Below are 21690 nucleotides of genomic sequence, written 5' to 3'. Positions count from 1 at the left end.
AAACTGCGATGCTTTCATCGTCTTCCGTTCCTTTCCCAGCCAGGAAAATGCACCGGAAAACTCTAACCAAAAACGGTCCAGTTTGAAGGGTTCAGATCAACATCACCCTCAACGAGATGGTCCTGCGACTGGCTGCAGAAAGAGCCGTATCGATCGGTCGCAGCGCGCTTGATGTCTGGCTGCGAAAGCGCGGCTGGACTTTCAAAAAAAGACCGCACATGCACTGGAGCAGGAACGCCCCGACCTCTTGAAGCGTCGTGAGGACTGGTTCGACGGCCAGCTCGATCTCGATCCGGCGCGCCTTGTCTTCATCGATGAAACCGGCCTGAGCACGAAAATGTCCCGGCTTCGCGGACGGGCCCATTGCGGAGATCGCTGCCGCTCACCGATCCCGCACGGGCACTGGAAGACGACGACATTTACCGGTGCGCTGAGGTTATCCGGCATGACCGCGCCCATGGTCCTCGACGGTGCGATGAACGGCGTTGCGTTCCAGGCCTATGTCGAACAGGTTCTCATTCCAACCTTGGTACCTGGCGACATCGTTATCATGGACAACCTGCCTGCACACAAGGCGGAGGGCGTGCGTTACGCAATCGAAGGTGCGGGGTGCCGGTTGCTCTACCTTCCTCCTTACAGTCCAGACTTCAATCCCATCGAGAAGGCCTTTGCAAAGCTCAAGGCCGTCTTGCGCGCCAAAGCCGAGCGCACAGTCGAGGACTTATGGACTACCGTCGGCCAGATCGTCACGCTGTTCGAACCGCAAGAATGCGCCAACTACTTCAAATCGTGCGGATATGACCCCGAGTAAAGCGGACGCGCTCTAGTCCGGGGTGACGGCGTGCGGATGATGCAACTTTGCCAAAAGCATGGTTCCTGGAAAGCCCCTCACCCGCCGGCGCTGATGACGCCCGTTCCCAGCAGCCCCAAAAGAATGACGCCAATGACCACGCGGTACCAGACGAAGGGCATGTAGCTCTTGGTAGAGACGAGCTTGAGGAAGACGACGATCACCGCATAACCGACCACGAAGGCGATCAGGGTCGCGAGCCCCGTCGGACCCCAGCCGACTGGATTGTCCTCGCCGATGCTCTTGAAGAGCTGGTAAAAGCCGGAGCCGAAGACGGCGGGAACGGCGAGCAGGAAGGAATAACGCGCTGCCGCCTCGCGGGTGTAGCCTAAAAGCAGGCCGGCGCTGATGGTGCCGCCCGAGCGCGAAACGCCGGGGATGAGCGCCATGGCCTGCGCGAAACCGAACAGGATGCCATCGCGCCAGATAAGCTGGTTCAGCTTGTAACGCTTCTCACCGATTTTATCGGCAACGCCGAGAACGATGCCGAAGACGATCAGCATCACGGCGGTGATGTAAAGGTTGCGCAGCGAGTGCTCGATGGCATCCTTGAAGAACAGGCCAAGAAAGACGATCGGCACGGAACCGATGATGATGAGCCAGCCGAGCCGGGCATCGGCCTTGTTATACTCGCCGAGGCGAAGGTTCTGCCGGAGCCAGGCAATGGCAATGCGCATGATATCCGACCAGAAATAGACCAGCACGGCCGCTTCGGTGCCGATCTGCGTAATCGCGGTGAAGGCGGCTCCCGGATCCGCGCCGGAGGGCAGGAACTCCCCGGCAATCCTCAGATGCGCGCTTGAAGAAATCGGAAGAAATTCCGTAAGCCCTTGCAAAAAGCCGAGAAATGCGGCCTCCAACCAACCGATGCTCATGTGTCCTGATGTCCCTGCTGCGAATCGAGATCGCAGCATTATGCATCAATCGGGGCAAATACATGTTGCATCGCACCATGAAAAAGGCGCGCGGAGGGGTGCGCTTTTACCCGTGATTTTTCAGGCGGCCTTTTCCTTCGCCTCGGGAAGGCGGGTATATTTCGCGCCGTTCTTGCACACGACATGGGCGTCGCCCCAGCTTTTCAGCGCCGAGATCACCGGTATCATCGTCTCGCCGAGCGGCGTCAGCGCATAATCCACGCGTGGCGGCACCACCGGGAAGACGGTGCGGGAAATCAGGCCCGCCTCTTCCAGCTCCCTGAGCTGCTTGGTGAGCATGCGCTGGGTGACGCTCGGAATATGGCGGCGCAGCTCGTTGAAGCGCAGCGTGCCCTCGTTGATGAGGTGATAGAGGATCACGCCCTTCCATTTGCCATCGAGGAAACTTAAGGCCGATTCCACCGGGCAGCCGGGAAAGTTGCCGGTGAGCTTGGCGCGCGGTCGCGACATCATAGTATCCTTTTTGTATGTATCATCACAAAATGTGCATTCTTGCGATCGATGTTCATATGTATCAAGTAAGAGGCACGCAAACAAGCAAAGGAGACTGTTCATGCGCGCCATCGGTTACAGGACCAGCCAGCCCATCACCGTGAGAGACGCCCTCGTCGATATCGACCTGCCCCAGCCGGAAGCGAAGGGGCATGATATTCTGGTGGAAGTGAAGGCCGTTTCGGTGAACCCCGTCGATACCAAGGTGCGCCGCAACCAGTCGCCGGAAAACGGCGAACCCCGCGTGCTCGGCTTCGATGCAGCGGGCGTGGTGAAGGCAGTCGGCGACAAGGTCTCACTGTTCAAGCCCGGCGACGAGGTGTTTTACGCCGGTGTCATCAACCGCCCCGGCTCCAACAGCGAGTTCCATCTGGTCGATGAACGCATCGTCGGCGCAAAGCCGAAGTCCCTGAATTTCGAGGAAGCCGCCGCGCTGCCACTGACCGCCATCACCGCTTACGAGACGCTGTTCGACCGGCTGCGGGTGAAGGAGCCGGTTCCAGGCGCGGCCAACGCCATTCTGGTCATCGGCGGCGCGGGCGGCGTCGGCTCCATCGCCGTCCAGCTTCTGCGGGCGCTGACCGATCTCACCGTCATTGCCACCGCGTCACGGCCCGAGACGATTGCGTGGGTGAAGGAACTCGGCGCGCATCACGTCATCGATCACAGCAAGCCGATCGCCCCGCAGGTGGAGGCGCTCGGCCTCGGTGCGCCGGGCTTTGTCTTCTCCACCACCCATAGCGACGTTCATGCCGCCGACAGCGTGGCGACCATTGCGCCGCAGGGTCGTTTCGCGCTGATCGACGATCCGGCCGGCGGTTTCGACGTCATGGCCTTCAAGCGCAAATGCGTATCGATCCATTGGGAAATGATGTTCGCCCGCGCGGTTTTTCAGACGCCTGACATGATCGAACAGCACAGGCTGCTCAACCATGTGGCCGGGCTCGTCGATGCCGGCAAGATCAAGACGACGCTGACCGAGGTTTTCGGCACCATCAATGCCGCAAATCTCATCAAGGCGCATGCGCTGATCGAGAGCAACAGGGCCAAGGGCAAGATCGTGCTTTCGGGCTTCTGATCGCCGGCGAGGCGTCCGCATCGCGGACGCTTCTCTTCCGCTTATGGAGATGTTTGAGCCGAGCGCAAGACCGCGCGGCTATTCCTGTCAGTCGTCGTCCGGATCTTCCGGGCACGGCCAGGAGGCCGGCGCAGTGAGGCCGTTCGGCAATTTGGTCTTGGCGTCGCCGCAGGCAATGTCGATCTGCTTCTGATCAAGGCCGGTGGCCATGGAAAGATCTAGCCCTTCGATCCTCGTCAGCAGCAGGAATGCGCTGGTGAAATCCACCGGACCGCCGAGCTTGGCGCCGCCGAAACGGGCGCGTGACAGATTGGTCAGCGAGAATTTCGAGCCGTTCAGCGTCGCGCCCTCGAAATCGGCGCGGCCGAGTTCGGCCTTGGTGAAATCCGTGCCGTCCAGCTTGGTATTTTCGAATTTGGTCCGCTGCATTTCAGCATTGACGAATTTTGCGTTGGTGGCGTCGGCGGCGGAAAAATCGCTGCGATAGGCTTCCACCTTGGTCAGATTGGCGCCCTGCAGGTTCGCTTCGCCAAGGGCCGTGCGGATGAGCTTGGCCTTCTCGAGGTTAGCGCCCTTCAGCGAAGAACCGCGCAGGTCTGTATAGGTGAAATCCGTGCCGTAAAGCATTGCCGAATCGAGATTGCTGCCACCCAGCATCAGCAGGCGCTTGTTGCATTCGCGCCAGTCGATGCCGGCCATGGCGTCGGTACGGCAGCTTGCGGCCACCAGCGGACCGCCGCTGAAAGAAACGGCAATCATCGCAAGCGTCGCCACACCGGCAACGAACCCTGTCTTCCGCACGATATTCAGCCTTTGAAAGCCGGACATTCCTTCACTCCCTGCCGTCGGGCGACGGCACTTAGGACCATATGCACATTCAAGGCGTTACCGCATTGCTGAACCACAATCCACGGGCCACGCGACCATGCAACACCCCAACATCCTATATGTAAGAAATCGAAGAGCAATCCACAAATACTGACGGGGAGACGGGCGGTGGACGCTGCTCTTCCGCCATGCCGGACTAAATCCGGCATCCAGTCACGGCGTCTGCATCGTGGGAAATAAGCCCTTCGATCAGAGGTCTGCCCGTTCCGCAAATGTCGTCACGCTCGGTCGCATGACACAATGGCTGAGAGTGATTGCGAGCGGTCTTCCCACGCTCGACGTCATCCTCGGGACAGGCCCGAGCATGACGGAGGAGAGGGCTTCGGCCGTATCGCCATCACATATTGGCGTAAACCGGCCCCTCGCCACCCTGTGGTGGCACCCAGTTGATGTTCTGGTTGGGGTCCTTGATGTCGCAGGTCTTGCAGTGCACGCAGTTCTGGGCGTTGATGACGTAGACTTCTTCGCCGTCCTTCTCCACCCATTCGTAAACGCCGGCCGGACAATAACGCGTCGAAGGGCCGGCAAAGACGTCGTGCTCGGACGATTTTTGCAGCGCCATGTCCTTCACCTGAAGATGCACCGGCTGGTCTTCCTCATGGTTGGTGGAGGACAGGAACACCGAGGACAGCCGGTCGAAGGTCAACACACCATCCGGTTTCGGATAGGCGATCGGCTTGTGCTTTGCGGCCGGCTCAAGGCTCTCCGCATCCGTCCTGCCATGCTTCAGCGTGCCGAAGAAGGAGAAGCCGAACAGCTGGTTCGTCCACATGTCGAGACCGCCGAGACCGACACCGATGAGCGTGCCGAACTTCGACCACAGCGGCTTGACGTTCCTGACCCGCTTCAAATCCTTGCCGATATCGCCGTCGCGCCATTCCGCCTCGATCTCCGCCACCTCGTCATGGGCGCGGCCGGCGGAAATCGCCGCGGCGATCTTCTCCGCCGCCAGCATGCCCGACAGCACCGCATTATGGCTGCCCTTGATGCGCGGCACATTGACGAAACCGGCGGAACAGCCGATCAGCGCACCGCCCGGGAAGGTCAGCTTCGGCACCGACTGATAACCGCCTTCGGTGATGGCGCGCGCGCCATAGGAAATGCGCTTGCCGCCCTCGAAGGTCTCGCGGATGGCCGGATGCGTCTTGAAGCGCTGGAATTCCTCGAAGGGATAAAGATAGGGGTTCTTGTAGTTGAGGTGCACTACGAAGCCGACGGCGACGAGGTTATCCTCGAGATGATAGAGGAAGGAACCGCCGCCGGTCTTGAAACCGAGCGGCCAGCCGAAGGAATGCTGCACGAGACCCTGTTTGTGCTTCTCCGGCTTGACCTGCCAGAGTTCCTTGATGCCGATGCCGAATTTCTGCGGCTCGCGATCCCTGGACAGATCGAATTTGGAAATCAGCTGCTTGGCGAGCGAACCGCGCACGCCTTCGCCGATCAGCACATATTTGCCATGCAGCTCCATGCCGCGGGTGAAGTTCGGGCCCGGCTCACCGTTCTTCTCGATGCCCATATCGCCGGTGGCGACACCGATGACGGCGCCTTCGTCATTATAGAGCACCTCGGTTGCGGCAAAGCCGGGATAGATCTCGACCCCGAGCCCTTCCGCCTTTTCCGCCAGCCAGCGACAGACCAGCCCAAGCGAGACGATGTAATTGCCGTGATTGTTCATCAGCGGCGGCATCATGAAATTCGGCAGGCGGATGGAGCCAGCCGGGCCTAAGAACATGAACTGGTCGTCCTTGACCTCGGTCTTGAAGGGATGCCCCTCCTCTTCGCGCCAGCCGGGCAGCAGCCGGTCGATGCCGATCGGATCGACCACCGCGCCGGAGAGAATGTGCGCGCCGACTTCGGCACCCTTTTCGAGAACGACGACCGAAAGCTCCGGCTCCACCTGCTTCAGCCGGATCGCGGCGGCAAGGCCCGCAGGACCCGCGCCAACGATCACAACGTCGAATTCCATCGCTTCGCGTTCGGGCAGTTCCATGGCTTCCGTCATCTCATCCTCTCCGCATCGCCGGTCCCATCCGGCTGTTGTTATATCCGCTTTCCGGCATTCCCGGCGCATCGCCCGCGCCAGTCAAAAAACCATCCGCGACACCGCATCCACCAGCGCCTGTCTTCGCAAAGCAGGACGCCTTTGTCGAGCTTCTATAGCGGCAAAACATGTCGCACGCCAGTCAATTGTCAGACAACCTGATGATTGCATATTACTTTTACGTGAACGTAAGATGCAAAATAGAGACGACCTATTAGGGCGTCAAGAGCCGTAACGGTTTAACGGCGGCCGATATTCCGCGCCGCGCCGGAAGCGGACCTCATTACTCCCCATTGAAAGGAGCGAGGGTCTCAGTCTCCTGCAGCCCTGGTGTTGGGCTTGCGGCCGCGCGGGTTCGGTTTTGCTGGGACGGTCTTGCCATGTTCTTCCCACCAAGCGGCCAGTGCCTGCATCGTCGGACCAAGACCCCTCGCCTTTTCCGTCATCTCATATTCGACGCGCGGCGGCACCTCAGCAAAAACGGTGCGCGAAATGAGACCGTCCGCCTCCAATTCGCGAAGCTGCGCCGACAACATGTGCTGGGTAATTCCCGGGATCGCTTTTCGTAATTCACCAAAGCGGTGGACCCGATGATGAAGCAGCCACATAATTTCCAGCTTCCATTTTCCCGAGAGCATCGCGAAGGCACGGCGCATCTCGTCCTGCATCGTAAAGCCGGCTTCAGTCATTGGTATGTATTCCCATACCTAGTGTCATAAATTCATCCTACTTGCGAAAATTCATTATAGCCTACAAATACTCTACGAGCTCTTCGTAGCCGATGCAACGCGTCATCCGAAAAGCGCCAGATCAACGCTCAATTTCGCCGGGACGCCCGGCGAGAGGGATATTCCATGACTATGACTTACACCTACTGGATCAGCACAGCGCTCCTGTCGGCGCTGTATCTGTCTTCGGCGGCGCTATACCTGACCAAGAGGGGCTTCGTCGAAAAAGCCCAGGCCGATCTCGGCTATCGTGCGGCCCATCTGGTGCCGTTCATGATCGTCGTGAAGATACTCGGACCCCTTGCGATCCTGACACGCCTCTCCCTGCCGCTCAGCGATCTCGCTTATGCGGGCATTTTCTATCACTTGATCCTGTCGGGAATGGCGCATCTCGGCGTCCGCAGCGTCAAGGGTGCGATGCCCGCTGCCATTGGCCTCATTCTGCTGGCCACATCCTTCGCGACGCAGAACCACGTTCGCGATGTTCCCTCGCCTTATGCTTTTGAAGCAGCGGCTCACCAGTAAATCCTAAAAAGGAAAACCCATGAAAAGATTAGAAGGCAAGGTTGCGATCGTCACAGGGGCTGGCCGCGGGATTGGCCGCGCCACCGCCAAACTCCTCGCGACCGAAGGGGCTAAAGTCGCGATCCTCTCGCTCACGCCCGCGAATGTCGATGCCGTCGTGGCCGATATAAAAGCGGCAGGCGGGACCGCTCTGGGCATTGCGATTGACGTCAGCGATGCCAATGCGATCAAGCCTGCGATCGACACGGTTGTCGCGGCCTGGGGCGGCATCGATATCCTCGTGAACAATGCTTTTGACCCTTCAGTGGTGCAATCCTCCGTTCTCAATCTGGCGGTGGAACGACTGCAGCGTAATTTCGATACCGGTCCGATCGCCTTCCTGCGGACGATGCAGGCCGCCTATCCTTATCTGAAAGCCAGCGGCGAAGGACGTATCATCAACTTCGGATCGATGGCCGGTGTCACGGGTCTGGTGCCATATGCGCCGTACAACATGGCAAAGGAGGCCATACGTGCCCTGACACGGGTTGCAGCCCGCGAATGGGGCGCTGACAATATAACTGTTAACAACGTCCTGCCGGTTGCCGATACCTGGGGTGCGGCGGCAGCCAATATTCCTGCCCCGGCGAATGCCCTTGCCCGGCATGGCTCCCCCGAAGACGACATCGCTCCCGTGGTGCTGTTCCTTGCCAGCAAGGATGCGCAGTTCATTACGGGGTACAGCCTGACGCCAGACGGCGGCATGATCATCGATGCCGGACGCTGAGAACGGTGAGATCGCGTTGCTTCCCCTTGGGAGGCGACGCTTTCAGGTGTTTCGTTGCAGCGGCACCTCGGATGGGATCAAACCGCCCATTCCTCATCCGTCGTGAACACGATCGTCAGCCAGCGGTCACTCCCCTCGCCGCCCAGCGCATCGCCGATTTCGTCGCGGATCGCGTCCCATTCCTCCAGACGCCGTGGCGGCCAGTTTTTCGGCACGATGAAAAAGAGTTCGATCTGACGGCCGCGGCCGACGCGGGCGACATAGGAATAGTGCGAGGAGAAGCCGAATTTATCCACCGTCTCGGCCGCCACCCGGTCCACATGCTGCTTGAATTCCAGCGGGGTCACCAGAAGGATGTCCGCGAGCGCCTGTTTCACATTGCCGAGCGGCATGGGAATGATGACGAGGCAGACCAGCGCCAGCACGGCCGGGTCGATATACGGTGCCAGCCATGCCTGCGCCGTTCCCGTGAGCCCGTAACCCACGGCGAAGGCGACGAAGAGTGCCATGCTCAGAAGCGCGCTCATCAGCCAGCTTTTGGCGTCCAGCGCCACGAAGGCGGATTTCAGCAGGCGGTTCTGCCGTTTGACGAACCATGCCATGGCGAGCGAGACGGTAAAGCTGACGAAGGTGACGACAATGGCGTAATCGAACTCGATCGATCTGCCGCCATCCATCAGGCTGTCGACGGCATTGATGAGGGCGTAGATCGCCGCCCCCATCAGGAGGGTGCCGTTAAGCCCGAGCACCATCGGCTCCAGATGCCAGAAGCCCATGGTGAAACGCTCCACCAGCCGGCCGCCGGGCTTGGGCGCTGCGGAAGCGGCGATCAGCCGCGCGACAAGCAGCGCCAGCACCGTCATGAAAGCATCCGTCAGCGCATAGACACCATCGAAAACCACGGCGAAGGAGCCGGAGAACAGGCCTGCGCCGATGCCGAAGAGCGCCAGGAGAACCGTGACGGCAATGGAGAATTTGAGCAGGGATTGTTCTGTCATGACGTGTATTTTACCTTCAAACCGGACGCCGCCTTGGCGGAGCGCTTTCTCTTTTCCTTGAATCGAGAAAACCCTCTAACTCTTTGTTTTGTAGCATTTCCAGGCGGAAAACCGGGGTCCACTTTTCCTGGAAATACTCTATAAACAGCACATTGAGCACTCACAAGACAGGACAAAACCCATGGATCTCGGCATTTCCGGCAAACGCGCCCTCGTTCTCGCCTCCTCTCGCGGCCTTGGGCTGGGCATTGCCACCGCGCTGGCGAAAGAAGGCGCACATGTCCTTCTTGTCGGCAGAAGCGGCGAGAAGCTGGAGGCGAATTGCAAGGCGATCAATGCGCTCGGCAAGGGCAAGGCCGACTGGGTCTGGGGCGATCTGGCCGAGGACAATTTCGTCGAGGCCATGGTTCAGGCCGTCAGGGAAAAGCTCGGCGGCATCGATATTCTCGTCAACAATACCGGCGGCCCGACGCCGGGCCTTGCGCAGGAGATGACGGCCGACAAGCTGGATACCTTCTTCCAGTCGATGGTGATGCGCGTCATCACGCTTACCAACGCACTGCTGCCGCAGATGAAGGAACAGGGTTTCGGCCGCATCCTGACTGTCGCTTCCTCCGGCGTGTTCGAGCCGATCGCCAATCTGGCGCTGTCCAATACGCTGCGCGGCGCACTGGTCGGCTGGAGCAAGACGCTGTCCTCCGAAGTGGCCTCCTTCGGCATCACATCCAACCTGCTGCTGCCCGGCCGTATCCATACCGACCGCATCGATGAACTCGATGGCGCCAACGCCAAGCGTCTGGGCAAAAGCGTCGAGGAAATTCGCGAGGCTTCCGTCAAGAGCATTCCGGCCGGTCGTCTCGGTACGGTGGAGGAATTCGCCGCCGCCGGCGCTTTCCTCTGCTCGGTGCCGGCAAGCTACATCACCGGCACGATGCTGCGGGTGGATGGCGGCGCGGCGAAATCCAACTAAGGCCACAGAGCTACGAATCCCGTCAGGAAGCCGCTCCGTAAATCACGTAGCGGTTCCGGCCGGTATTCTTGGCTTCGTAGAGGGCGGTGTCGGCGCGGCGCAGGACATCGCTCGCGCTCTCGCCCGGATTTGCAAAGGCAATTCCCGCCGAGCAGCTATATCGGAAACCGGGCATGTCTGCGAGCGGTGACGCCTGCGCCAGTGATGACAGCAATTTCTGCATGATGCTTTCCGCGCTCAAAACGCGCGAACCGCCGAGCATCAGCAGGAACTCCTCGCCGCCGATCCGCCCGACGAGATCGTCGCGGGCGACTGCTGCGGAGAGCCGGGCGGCGAAGTCTTTCAGGACCAGATCGCCGCTGGCATGGCCAAAGCGGTCGTTCACCGACTTGAAGTGGTCGATATCGATGATGATGACGGCGAGCGCCTCGGCCTTGTTGGGGCCAAGCCGGTGATTGAGAATATCCATGACATAGCGGCGGTTGCCGAGACCGGTCAGCTCGTCGCTCAGGGCGGATTTCAGCGCCCTGTCCCGCTCCTGGCGAAGATCGCGCAGTTCAACGCCGAGTTCGGAAATATCGGTGACGACGCACAGCATCCAGCCACCCGGCAGCGTCGTCTCGGTCGTCAGCATCCAGCGCCCGTCATTGAGGCCGGTCTCGATGGTGCGGAAGGGCAGCTTGCCGCGCCTCGTTCTCGCGGAGCGCAGCCATAGTTCGAAATCGGAGGTCTCGATGGCCGTGCCGGCGGAGTTGCGGTAACCGCTGCGCATGAGCTCGACCCATGTTGGAAATTCATCCGGGCCGAGGCCGAGCGCCGCGCGGAATGCTGTATTGGCGAAACGCAGTTCATCGCCGCCGTCGAAAAGCGCATAACCCTGCTGAGACGCCTCCATCAGGTCCATGAGATGGCGGTTGAAGCTGTCCGCATCGCCGCGAACGCGGGCGTTTCGCGCCGGCGACACGTCTTCGAGGGTGGAACGGGCCGGCTTTCGGGACATCGGGGCTCCGTCTGCAAACGCGACAAATACAAAAATAAATCTGCTCTTTAACGCTATAGCTCAGCCTTATACTCGCTTTATGCGAAAAAATATTTAATGCGGGCGGCAAGGCTGCCTTCCACCCACGGCGATTACTTCATCCGAATTTCACAATAAACCCGGGTGCGGGTGCTTGCCATTCCGTCAGCCCTGTGCAATCAACCGCCCTCCTCTGACATCGGGGTGCCAAAGGCATCCCTTATTTTTACGCCGGGCCGCCTTTCAGGCCGGGCGGGTGTTTCTATCGGCGACAAGGATATGGCGATGACGCAAAAGCGGGCTCTCGGCCTCGATTTCGGCACGACCAACACGGTCATGGCTCTTTCCGACACGGGCGGCGCCAGCCGTTCCATGCGCTTCACCAGCAGCGCGGGCACGGATGACAGCATGCGCACGGCGCTCTCCTTCATTAAGGATGCCGGCCTTGGTGCGGCCGCCCTGCATGTGGAAGCCGGCCATGCCGCCATCCGGCAATTCATCGACAATGCCGGCGACTGCCGTTTCCTGCAATCGATCAAGACATTCGCGGCCTCGCCGCTGTTTCAGGGCACGCTGATCTTCGCCAAGCGCCAGAGCTTCGAGGATCTGATGGACGTGTTCCTGCGCAAGCTGAAGACCTATGCGGGCGAGGAATGGCCGGGGGACGTCTCCACCGTCATCGCCGGCCGGCCGGTGCGTTTCGCCGGCAGCAATCCGGATGAAACGCTGGCGCTCGCCCGTTACAACGAGGCGCTCACCCGCGCCGGTTTCCCGGAAATCCACTATGTCTACGAGCCGGTGGCAGCCGCCTATTATTTCGCCCAGAGCCTGAAGAAGGACGCCAATGTGCTGGTGGCGGATTTCGGCGGCGGCACGACGGACTATTCGCTGATCCGTTTCGAGACCCATGCCGGCAAGCTTTCCGCCACCCCCATCGGCCATTCCGGCGTCGGCGTGGCTGGCGATCATTTCGACTTCCGCATGATCGACAATCTGGTCTCGCCGGAAATCGGCAAGGGCAGCAAGTTCAAGAGCTTCGACAAGGTGCTGGACGTGCCCTCCGGTTATTATGTGAATTTCGGCCGCTGGAACCAGCTGTCGATCTTCAAGACCTCGAAGGAATTCACCGACCTCAAATCGCTGGTGCGCTCGGCGCTGGAGCCGGAAAAACTCGAACTCTTCATCGATCTGGTCGAACATGACGAGGGTTATCCGCTCTATCAGGCGATTTCCGCCACCAAGATGGCACTCTCCTCGGCGGAAGAAGCGGAATTCAACTTCGCACCATTGGGCAAGGCCGGCCGCAAGATGGTGAAGCGCAGCGATTTCAACAACTGGATCGCCGAAGACCTCGCCAAGATAGAAGAAGCGCTCGACGAGGTTCTGGAAAAGACGAAAGTCGCGCCCGAAGCCATCGACAAGGTGTTCCTGACCGGCGGCACCTCCTTCGTGCCGGCGGTTCGGGAGCTTTTCACCCGCCGTTTCGACGCAGACCGCATCGAAAGCGGCGGCGAGTTGCTCTCGATTGCCCATGGTCTGGCCATGATCGGCGAAAGCGGCGACATTCAGCGCTGGACAGTGTGATTTGCGGGTTCCCCGGGGGGGGAACATGGAGTAATTTCCGCCCATGATCGCCGCTCACGACCTCTCCCCGGCCGAACTCGCCGCCCTCCTGCATTTCCATGCGGATGCGGGCGTGGACTGGCTGCTGGAAGAGACCCCGGTCGACCGTTTCGCCGAATTTGCCGCCGCCCGCCCGGCCCGATCCGCGCCTGCGCAGGAGGCCGCAGCAGCTTCACGCCAGATGGAAAGGCCGGCGGACCGCCGTGCCGATGCGCCTCAGCGGCAGGCGGCGACGCGCAACGCCCCGGCGCGCGGCGCACCGGCGGCCCCCGCCATTCAGCAGAATGTCGCCATGCCGGACGAGCAGGCCGTGGCGGCGGCGCGTTTCGCGGCCGAAAGCGCGCGGTCGCTTGCCGAGCTGAAAACCGCGCTCGACGGTTTCAGCGGCTGCAACCTCAAGAACAGCGCGCGCAACACGATTTTTACCGAAGGCGACCCCGCTTCCGCCATTATGGTCATCGGCCCGATGCCGGATGCCGATGACGACCGCGAAGGCCTGCCCTTCGCCGGCAAGACCGGGCTGTTGCTCGACCGCATGCTGGCGGCCATCGGGCTTGAGCGCAGTACCATCATGCTCGGCAATGTCGTGCCCTGGCGGCCGCCGGGCAACCGCCCGCCGACTCAGGCCGAAATGGATATCTGCCGCCCCTTTATCGAGCGTCAGATCGCCTTGGCGGAGCCGAAACACCTGTTGCTTCTCGGCAACTTTACCGCACGTTTCTTCTTTGGCGGCACCGGCACGATCCATACGCTGCGCGGACAGTGGCGTGATGTCGCAGCCGGACACCTGATTTTGCCGGCTTTGGCCAGCCTGCATCCGCAGGAACTTTTGAATGCGCCTGCCAGCAAGTCATTGGCATGGCAGGATTTATTGGCTTTTCAGGCAAAGATTGCCGAAGGCTGACTGCCTTATTCTTGCTCAATGTAAATGAATTATGAAAAAAGCCATGCACAATGCGCATAACAGCGGCGCATTTGCTCAGCTTGCCGAATCCATGCTGCGCTGCGATATAGGCCTCATGTCTTGGGAGGAATAGGTTTAAGGAACCAAGGCAATGACCACTCGCTTCCGTCCGGTACATTCCGGCTTTGAAACGCTCCGCCTGGCAGGCCTCGGCCCTCGCTCCAGTCAGGGCTACCATCGTTTTGGCGCAGCCGCAAACGAACAGATGACCGCACGCGCTGCCATGCAGCAGGTCCGCGTGACGCGTCCCTCGGCAGTCTTCGCGGATTTCCGCGAGCGCTGAGAAGCACTCAGGCCAGTCTAGCGCTGGTCCACAGATATGATTGCGCGCTGGCGTCTTTCTTCGGGAAGGCGCCTTTTGCTTTTGTGGATATTTCCGGGAGCGGGCCGCATAACGATGGACCGCGCCAAACACTCCGACGTCATCCTCGGGCCTGTCCCGAGGATCTGCAACGGATCGATTTTGGTGGCGTGTTTAGATCCTTGGGACAAGCCCAAGGATGACGCGGGAGAATATCTGCCCTCGTCATTAACTTCGGGGAATACGACGCAAGCATACCGTGTTAGTGGCAACATCCCTCACCCCTGCGGCGTCGAGGCCTTGCGGGCCGCCCGTCTTGCCAGGCCCAGCTGATGCTCGCGAAAGATGATGAAGATGCCGGCGAGGATAACGATCGCCGTGCCGATCAGCATCGTCATCGTGGGAATATCTCCGAACAGAATGTAAGAGACCGCGATGCCGAAGATGATGGAGCTGTATTCGAAGGGCGCGATGACGGAGACTTCGGCGTGCCGATAACTCTCCGTCAGGAAGATTTGCGCAACCCCGCCGCAGATGCCGCTCGTGATCAGCAGCATGGCCTGCGTCATGCTCAGCGCGCTCCAGCCGAAAGGCACGCTGACGAGCGACAGCAGCGTGGCGGTGAGCGAAAAATAGAGCACGATGGTCGGCGTCTTTTCCGTCTCCACCAGTTGCCGCACCTGGATCATCGCCAGACCGCCGAGCGCCGCACCGCACAATACGGCAATGGCCCCCAGCCCCTCGCCCGCGGCAAAACCGCCTTCCCTCAGAAGCGTCATCTTCGGCCAGAGAATCACCAGCACGCCCGTCATGCCGACGAAGACCGCGCTCCAGCGATAGATGCGCACCTTTTCATGCAGGATGACGGCGGCAAAAACGACCGCGAGAAGCGGCGAGGCATAACCGATGGCGATGAATTCCGGCAGCGGCAGCATGGTCAGCCCGTAAAAGCCGCAGGCCATGGACAGGATGCCCAGAAACCCGCGCTTGAAATGGCCGAAAAGATTATTGGTGTGCAGGGCGCTCGTCAGCGCATGCAGCCACGCGAGATAGACCACAATCGGTAGAATGGCGAAAGCGGAGCGGAAGAAGGTGATCTGGCCGGCAGGCACATCGCCTGCGGCCTTGATACAGGTCTGCATGACAAGAAAAAAGCCGACCGAAATCAGCTTCAGGCTAATCCCGCGAAAGGGATTCATCGGTTCGGCGTTCATTGGCAACTACTCATGTCGGCTGCGCAAACACGCCATCGGGAGATTTTTCATGCGGGGAGGACGACGCAGGGGAATTGGATTTATGCAAGGCTAGAGCATTCCTCCGGCGCTTTACAACAAAAAATGTGATTTACCCGTGAATTCCGTCGATTTGGGGAGGGATTGTTTTCGCGGCTGCGGAAATGATGCAAACCAAAAGCGACGCGCGCTAAAATTTGAAGAAAATAAAATATAATTTCAGCAATCGTTCAACATTTGCTGCCATGGTCCACAGGTCCGGCGGCGGGAGGATTATCTGCATGGCCGGCAAAGCCTTCCATGGCGGGACAGAACGTCCTCCGACGCGCACATGAACGTGACGAATATTCTACCCATTTTACATCCGGGCCTTATGACGACATGATGCCGGGAAGACCACGCAAAGTTATTCAGGGACAGTCATGCGAACAGACACGGGCCAGATCGTTCACCTGGCAGATTACCGCCCCACCGATTTCGTTCTGGAGCGGGTGGATCTCACCTTCGAACTCGACCCCAAGAATACCAAGGTCGAAGCCCGTCTGATCTTTCACCGGCGCGAAGGTGCTGAGCGGCAGGCGCCGCTGGTTCTCGATGGCGACGAGCTGAAGCTTTCCAGCCTGCTGCTCGACCAGGTGGAGCTTCCCGCCGGTCAATATGAGGCAACGCCGGAGAGCCTGACCATCCGCGACCTGCCGGCGGAGGCGCCCTTCGAAATCTGCGTCACCAATTACATCAATCCGCAGGTCAATACGCAGCTAATGGGGCTTTACCGCACCAATGGCGTTTATTGCACCCAATGCGAGGCGGAAGGTTTCCGCCGCATCACCTATTTCCCCGACCGCCCGGATGTTCTGGCGCCCTATACGGTGACGATCATCGCGGCGAAGGAAGGCAATCCCCTGCTGCTCTCGAATGGCAATTTCCTCGGCGGCGGCAATTACGATGAAGGCCGTCACTTTGCGGCATGGTTCGATCCGCATCCGAAGCCCAGCTATCTCTTCGCACTCGTCGCCGGCGATCTCGGCGTGGTCGAAGACACATTCACCACCATGTCCGGCCGTGACGTGGCGCTGAAGATTTATGTCGAGCACGGCAAGGAGCCGCGCGCGGCCTATGCCATGGACGCGCTGAAGCGTTCAATGAAATGGGACGAAGAGCGCTTCGGCCGCGAATACGACCTCGATATCTTCATGATCGTCGCCGTATCGGATTTCAACATGGGCGCGATGGAGAACAAGGGTCTCAACGTCTTCAACGACAAATTCGTGCTGGCCGACCCGGAGACCGCCTCCGATGCGGATTACGCCAATATCGAGCGCATCATCGCGCATGAATATTTCCACAACTGGACCGGCAACCGCATCACCTGCCGCGACTGGTTCCAGCTGTGCCTGAAGGAAGGCCTGACGGTCTATCGCGATCAGGAATTTTCCGCCGACATGCGCTCACGGCCGGTCAAGCGCATCGCCGATGTGCGTCACCTGAAATCGGAGCAGTTTCCCGAGGATTCCGGCCCGCTGGCACACCCGCCGCGCCCCGATACCTATCGCGAAATCAACAATTTCTACACGACGACCGTTTATGAAAAGGGCGCCGAAGTCACCCGCATGATCGCCACGATCCTCGGTGCGGACGACTTCAAGAAGGGCATGGACCTCTATTTCGAGCGCCATGACGGCGAAGCCGCCACCGTCGAGGATTTCGTCAAGAGCTTCGCGGACGCCAGCGGCCGTGACCTTTCGCAGTTTTCGCTGTGGTACACCGAGGCGGGCACGCCGCTCGTCTCCGTCTCCTCGGCTTATGATGCGGGCAAGTCCACATTCAAACTTACTCTGGAACAGACGACCGCGCCGACACCCGGCCAGCCGGTGAAACAGCCGCGTCATATTCCGCTGTCGCTGGCGCTGATCCTCGATAACGGCCAGATCGCCGAACCGCAGGCCGTCGAAGGCGGCGACTATCGCGACGGCGTGCTGCACCTGACCGAACGCAACCAGACCTTCTCCTTCTCCGGCATTTCCTCGCGGCCGGTGCTGTCGATCAATCGCAGCTTCTCGGCGCCGATCAATCTGGATTTCGAGCAGAATGCGGCCGATCTGGTACAGATCGCCCGACATGAGACGGATATGTTCGCCCGCTTCCAGGCGCTGACCGATCTTGCCCTGCCGGCGCTGATTGCCGCCACCAGGGCGGTGCAGAGTGGCAAGGACGTTCAAACGGATGCGGAGCTGACCGCAACGCTTATCGAAATCATCGGCAACGACGCACTTGAGCCGGCCTTCCGGGCGCAGGCACTGGCCTTGCCGAGCGAAACGGATATCGCCCGTGAAATGGGCGGCGACAACGATCCGGACGCCATCCACAAGGCGCGCAACGCCACCATCAAGGCCATTGCGACGGCCGGGCTCGAAACGCTACGGCGGCTTGCCGACAGCACGGCTGACGGCGAGGCCTATAGCCCGGATGCGGCAAGCGCTGGACGCCGTTCGCTGCGTAACGGTGCGCTGACCTTCCTTGCCTTTGCCGAGGAAACGCCGGCCCGCGCGGCGAAGGCCTTTACTGAGGCCACCAACATGACCGATCTGGCGCATGCGCTCAGCGTGCTGACCCAGCGTTTCCCGGAAAGCACGGAAACAAAGGAAGCGCTTGCCGCCTTCGAAACGCGTTTTGCCGACAATGCGCTGGTACTCGACAAGTGGTTCTCGCTGCAGGCCGCCATACCCGGCGACGGTGCGCTCGACCGGATCAAGGCGCTGATGAAATCGAAACATTTCATCGCCACCAACCCGAACCGGGTACGCTCGCTCGTCGGCACGCTTGCCTTTGCCAACCCCACCGGCTTCCACCGTGCCGATGGCGCCGCCTACCGGTTCCTGGCGGAACAGATCATCGCCATCGACAAGCGCAATCCGCAGCTTGCCGCCCGCATTCTCACATCCATGCGCTCCTGGCGGTCGCTGGAGGCAAGCCGCGCCGAACACGCCAAGGCGGCGCTTTCGACGATCGCCGACGCCAAGGGGCTGTCGACGGATGTAAGCGATATCGTCGGGCGCATCCTGAAGGGCTGACCGCCCCACGCCAAAACTCCGGACAATGCCGATACGCCGTCTTGATCGCCATCAAGGCGGCGTATCGCGTTGCGCGACATGATGGTTCGCGAGAGGCCGGGAACGGCTGAAGAGACCGGAAAGGAATTTCAGATGACGGACATGTCCAAGACCAGCGCTTCGTTTCAGCGCTTCATGACCGATGCTCCGGCCCACAAGGCGGCATGGTTTCAGGCCGTGCAGGGTCTAGGGGCGGCGTCCACGCTCGATGTGAAAACGCAGAGCCTGATCTATATCGGCATTCTTGCCGCCCTGCGTCTGGAAAGCGGTCTCGCCTTTCACGTGATGGAAGCCAAGGTGCGGGGCGCAAGCCGTGACGATATCATCAGCGCGGTGCTGACCGGTCTTCCGGCGGCGGGCAATGGCGTGATCAGCGCGCTTGGCCCGGCTCTCGAGGCCTTCGACGGAGGCTGACGCCTGTTCCAGCGGCGTTCCGCAAAGACCGGATCAGATTGCCGGCTCACTGATTTCGTTCATAATTCCCGCCTTCGCCAAAGCGGAAACAGACCGTCCCGAAAAAATACGGAGTCGGTTCAAGGGGTTAAAATTCTTTTAACTTTTGCCTCTGGACACGGCGAATCGCATTTGATTCACTAGTCATATTCGAGCGGCGGCGCTTCGAATCACTGGGGACATCTTGAAGGCGGGACAATGACGAACGTGCGGCGGGCGACTGCGGGCGATGAGCGGCCGTATGCCAAATTTTCTGATCTTGCGGCCTGGGGCGAAAGGCTTTCCAGCGACCTGATGGGTTTGATGAATGGCTCCGACCGCCCGATGCCGCAGGTCGAGACCCTGCTGAAACGTCTCATTCCCATTCTCATCCTCGCCTTTCTCGTCGTCGTCGCGGCCTCGCGCATGCTGGGCATCGTTGCCGAATATAGCCGCATGGAAGAGGCCGCCCGCCATTCCACGGCGCTGACGGCGCTGACGGCCAAGGCGGCCCTTCTCAACAACGATACCGTCTTCACCGCGCAGGATCGTGCCCGCGCCGAAGCGAACCTCGTCGCGGCGCTGCCGTCGGGCAGCCTTGCCGACGGCACCATGGTGCTTCTTTCGGGCAGCAATGGCCGCATTTTCGCCGGCGCCGGCAAGGAAGCGATGCTTTATATCGGCACGTCGCTGCCGGCTTTGCTTCCGGAAATCGCCATCGTGCAGCGTTTCCCCGGCGCACCCGGCACCATCGAGACCAATATTGACGGCCAGCAGCACTATGCGACGATGATCCCCTTCGGCGACGATGGCGCGATGGTGATCGCAGCCCGCTCGCTGCAGCCGATCCGTTCTTTCTGGCGCAGCGAAATCGCCATGAACGTGACGCTGTTTGCCGGCATCTCCTCGATCCTGCTGGTCGTGCTCTATGCCTATTACATGCAGGTGAAGCGCGCCCGCGACGCCGACGATATCTTCGCCGAATCCAACCTGCGGGTTGAGACCGCGCTGTCTCGCGGCCGCTGCGGGTTGTGGGATTTCGATCTTTCCACCCGGCGCATGTTCTGGTCCGGTTCGCTCTACGAAATTCTCGGGCTGCCGCCGAAGGCCGCACCACTCTCCTTCTCCGACGCCGCCCGCATGATGCATTCCGAAGACGGCAATCTCTATGAGCTTGCCCGCGCCGTCGGCTGCGGCAACCTGCGCCAGATCGATCAGATTTTCCGCATGCGCCATGCCAAGGGCCATTATGTCTGGCTGCGCGCCCGCGCCCAGGTCATCCGCACCAATAACGGCCCGCGCGTCATCGGCATCGCCATGGATGTGACCGAACAGCACCGCCTTGCGCAACGCTACGCCGAGGCCGACCAGCGCCTTGCCGACGCCATTGAATCCACCTCGGAAGCCTTCGTGCTGTGGGACAAGAACGACCGTCTGGTGATGTGCAACACCCATTACCAGAAGGCCTATGGCCTGCCGGACAGCGTGCTGGTGGCAGGCACGGAAAAAAGCACCGTCTATGCCGCAGCCGCCCGCCCCGTCGTTGAACGTCGCGTTGCCGATCCGGACCAGTCCGGCCTGTCGCGCACCACGGAAGTGCAGCTTGCCGATGACCGCTGGCTGCAGATCAACGAGCGCCGCACCCGCGATGGCGGCCTCGTCGCTGTCGGCACCGATATCACCCTTCTGAAACGTCATCAGGAGCGCCTGCGCGATTCAGAACGCCGGCTGATGGCCACCATCGGCGATCTCTCCGCCTCGCAGCACAAGCTGGAGCGGCAGAAGACCGAGCTTTCCGACGCCAACGCCAATTATCTCGCCGAAAAAGAGCGTGCGCAGGCCGCCAACCGGGCGAAATCCGAATTCCTTGCCAATATGAGCCACGAGCTGCGCACGCCGCTCAACGCCATCCTCGGCTTTTCCGACATCCTGCAGAATGAGATGTTCGGGCCGGTCGGCTCGCCGAAATATTCCGAATATGCCCGCGATATTCACGATAGCGGCAAACACCTGCTCAACGTCATCAACGATATTCTCGACATGTCGAAGATCGAGGCGGGCCATATGCGCATCAACCGTGAGACCATCGATCTCGCGCCGCTGATCGAGGAGACCCTGCGCCTGACGGCCATTCAGGCCGAACAGAAGAACATCACCGTGCAGCAGAAGGTTTGCGCCGGGTTGACCATGCAGGGCGACCGCCGCGCCATGAAGCAGATCATGCTCAACCTGCTTTCCAACGCCGTGAAATTCACCGGCGATGGCGGCCGCATCGCGCTGCGCACCCATGTGCATCAGGCCGCGATGATCCTCACCATCGCAGACACGGGCATCGGCATTCCCGCCCAGGCGCTCAACAAGATCGGCCAGCCTTTCGAACAGGTGCAGAGCCAATATGCCAAAAGCCAGGGCGGCTCCGGCCTCGGGCTTGCGATTTCCCGCTCGCTCGTCAAGCTGCATGGCGGCACAATGAAAATCCGCTCGTGTGAGGGCCGTGGCACGGTGGTGACGATCATCATTCCGCATGCGGCGGGGTGCTGCGGGACGGTGCATTGAGGTGGCGTCGGACGCGCCGACTGTCTTGCAATAAGTAAATGTCGAGTGCGCGATACCCCCCTCTGCCCTGCCGGGCATCTCCCCCTCAAGGGGGGAGATCAGCTAGACGGATGCTCCCCGCCAAATTCGCAACGTTTGAGATGATCGCGCCGTTGCCGCATATCGATCTCCCCCCTTGAGGGG

Annotated in this window: 18 protein-coding genes and 1 pseudogene; 11 read left to right on the top strand and 8 right to left on the bottom strand. The window is 60.5% G+C overall.

Annotated elements, in window-relative coordinates:
* Nucleotides 1–98 precede the first annotated feature (98 nt).
* A pseudogene (locus ACQZ5K_RS24560) lies at nt 99–811 on the top strand (IS630 family transposase); the annotation flags it as partial.
* Between the two features lie 77 nt (nt 812–888).
* On the opposite strand, the gene ACQZ5K_RS24555 reads toward ACQZ5K_RS24560, so the two are convergent.
* Both ACQZ5K_RS24555 and ACQZ5K_RS24550 read right to left on the bottom strand, forming a co-directional pair.
* Nucleotides 889–1725, bottom strand: a complete 837-nt coding sequence (locus tag ACQZ5K_RS24555) for an undecaprenyl-diphosphate phosphatase (protein ID WP_448741732.1) — start codon at nt 1723–1725, stop codon at nt 889–891.
* A 120-nt stretch (nt 1726–1845) separates the two neighbouring features.
* Nucleotides 1846–2235, bottom strand: coding sequence for a winged helix-turn-helix transcriptional regulator (locus ACQZ5K_RS24550; RefSeq protein ID WP_059753738.1), 390 nt, complete (start codon nt 2233–2235; stop codon nt 1846–1848).
* Nucleotides 2236–2338: 103 nt separating this feature from the next.
* Here ACQZ5K_RS24550 and ACQZ5K_RS24545 point away from each other — a divergent pair, with 103 nt between their 5' ends.
* Nucleotides 2339–3355, top strand: a complete 1017-nt coding sequence (locus ACQZ5K_RS24545) for a zinc-binding alcohol dehydrogenase family protein (RefSeq protein WP_448741731.1) — start codon at nt 2339–2341, stop codon at nt 3353–3355.
* An 87-nt stretch (nt 3356–3442) separates the two neighbouring features.
* Here ACQZ5K_RS24545 and ACQZ5K_RS24540 read toward each other — a convergent pair whose 3' ends face one another.
* The 3 genes from ACQZ5K_RS24540 to ACQZ5K_RS24530 form a co-directional block, all read right to left on the bottom strand.
* Complete coding sequence (locus tag ACQZ5K_RS24540) at nt 3443–4183, bottom strand: pentapeptide repeat-containing protein (RefSeq protein WP_059753741.1); 741 nt, start codon at nt 4181–4183, stop codon at nt 3443–3445.
* Between the two features lie 397 nt (nt 4184–4580).
* Nucleotides 4581–6245 (bottom strand): electron transfer flavoprotein-ubiquinone oxidoreductase, encoded by a 1665-nt coding sequence (locus ACQZ5K_RS24535; RefSeq protein ID WP_448741730.1) that lies wholly within the window; start codon nt 6243–6245, stop codon nt 4581–4583.
* Nucleotides 6246–6595: 350 nt separating this feature from the next.
* A complete protein-coding gene (locus tag ACQZ5K_RS24530) occupies nt 6596–6973 on the bottom strand; it encodes a winged helix-turn-helix transcriptional regulator (RefSeq protein ID WP_448741729.1) in 378 nt (125 codons plus the stop codon).
* Nucleotides 6974–7138: 165 nt separating this feature from the next.
* Between ACQZ5K_RS24530 and ACQZ5K_RS24525 the strand changes: the two genes are divergently transcribed.
* Together ACQZ5K_RS24525 and ACQZ5K_RS24520 are read left to right on the top strand one after the other, a co-directional pair.
* Complete coding sequence (locus ACQZ5K_RS24525) at nt 7139–7537, top strand: DoxX family protein (protein ID WP_035240151.1); 399 nt, start codon at nt 7139–7141, stop codon at nt 7535–7537.
* Nucleotides 7538–7556: 19 nt separating this feature from the next.
* The gene (locus ACQZ5K_RS24520) at nt 7557–8303 is read left to right on the top strand and encodes an SDR family NAD(P)-dependent oxidoreductase (protein WP_448741728.1); all 747 of its coding nucleotides are present in this window, start codon (nt 7557–7559) and stop codon (nt 8301–8303) included.
* 77 nt (nt 8304–8380) lie between these two features.
* On the opposite strand, the gene ACQZ5K_RS24515 is transcribed toward ACQZ5K_RS24520, so the two are convergent.
* Nucleotides 8381–9301 (bottom strand): cation diffusion facilitator family transporter, encoded by a 921-nt coding sequence (locus tag ACQZ5K_RS24515; RefSeq protein WP_448741727.1) that lies wholly within the window; start codon nt 9299–9301, stop codon nt 8381–8383.
* A 181-nt stretch (nt 9302–9482) separates the two neighbouring features.
* Between ACQZ5K_RS24515 and ACQZ5K_RS24510 the strand changes: the two genes are divergently transcribed.
* Nucleotides 9483–10271, top strand: a complete 789-nt coding sequence (locus ACQZ5K_RS24510) for an SDR family oxidoreductase (RefSeq protein ID WP_448741726.1) — start codon at nt 9483–9485, stop codon at nt 10269–10271.
* Between the two features lie 22 nt (nt 10272–10293).
* Here ACQZ5K_RS24510 and ACQZ5K_RS24505 read toward each other — a convergent pair whose 3' ends face one another.
* Nucleotides 10294–11271, bottom strand: coding sequence for a diguanylate cyclase domain-containing protein (locus ACQZ5K_RS24505; RefSeq protein WP_448741725.1), 978 nt, complete (start codon nt 11269–11271; stop codon nt 10294–10296).
* 303 nt (nt 11272–11574) lie between these two features.
* Here ACQZ5K_RS24505 and ACQZ5K_RS24500 point away from each other — a divergent pair, with 303 nt between their 5' ends.
* From ACQZ5K_RS24500 to ACQZ5K_RS24490, 3 genes are all read left to right on the top strand, one after another.
* The gene (locus tag ACQZ5K_RS24500) at nt 11575–12873 is read left to right on the top strand and encodes an Hsp70 family protein (RefSeq protein WP_448741724.1); all 1299 of its coding nucleotides are present in this window, start codon (nt 11575–11577) and stop codon (nt 12871–12873) included.
* A gap of 43 nt (nt 12874–12916) precedes the next feature.
* Nucleotides 12917–13816 (top strand): uracil-DNA glycosylase, encoded by a 900-nt coding sequence (locus ACQZ5K_RS24495; RefSeq protein ID WP_448741723.1) that lies wholly within the window; start codon nt 12917–12919, stop codon nt 13814–13816.
* A 151-nt stretch (nt 13817–13967) separates the two neighbouring features.
* Nucleotides 13968–14159, top strand: coding sequence for a hypothetical protein (locus ACQZ5K_RS24490; protein ID WP_003509784.1), 192 nt, complete (start codon nt 13968–13970; stop codon nt 14157–14159).
* A gap of 296 nt (nt 14160–14455) precedes the next feature.
* On the opposite strand, the gene ACQZ5K_RS24485 is transcribed toward ACQZ5K_RS24490, so the two are convergent.
* On the bottom strand, nt 14456–15391 hold the full coding sequence (locus ACQZ5K_RS24485) for a DMT family transporter (RefSeq protein ID WP_080817349.1): 936 nt from the start codon (nt 15389–15391) through the stop codon (nt 14456–14458).
* A 440-nt stretch (nt 15392–15831) separates the two neighbouring features.
* Between ACQZ5K_RS24485 and pepN the strand changes: the two genes are divergently transcribed.
* The 3 genes from pepN (at nt 15832) to ACQZ5K_RS24470 (ending at nt 21507) form a co-directional block, all read left to right on the top strand.
* Nucleotides 15832–18480, top strand: coding sequence for an aminopeptidase N (pepN, locus tag ACQZ5K_RS24480; protein WP_448741722.1), 2649 nt, complete (start codon nt 15832–15834; stop codon nt 18478–18480).
* 132 nt (nt 18481–18612) lie between these two features.
* On the top strand, nt 18613–18933 hold the full coding sequence (locus ACQZ5K_RS24475) for a carboxymuconolactone decarboxylase family protein (protein WP_448741721.1): 321 nt from the start codon (nt 18613–18615) through the stop codon (nt 18931–18933).
* A gap of 237 nt (nt 18934–19170) precedes the next feature.
* Nucleotides 19171–21507, top strand: coding sequence for a PAS domain-containing sensor histidine kinase (locus tag ACQZ5K_RS24470; protein ID WP_142778930.1), 2337 nt, complete (start codon nt 19171–19173; stop codon nt 21505–21507).
* The last annotated feature ends 183 nt before the right edge of the window (nt 21508–21690 follow it).

This window comes from Agrobacterium sp. 22-226-1 (assembly GCF_053522345.1).
Note: the sequence above shows the minus strand (reverse complement) of the source record. Positions and strands in the feature narration are given on the sequence as shown.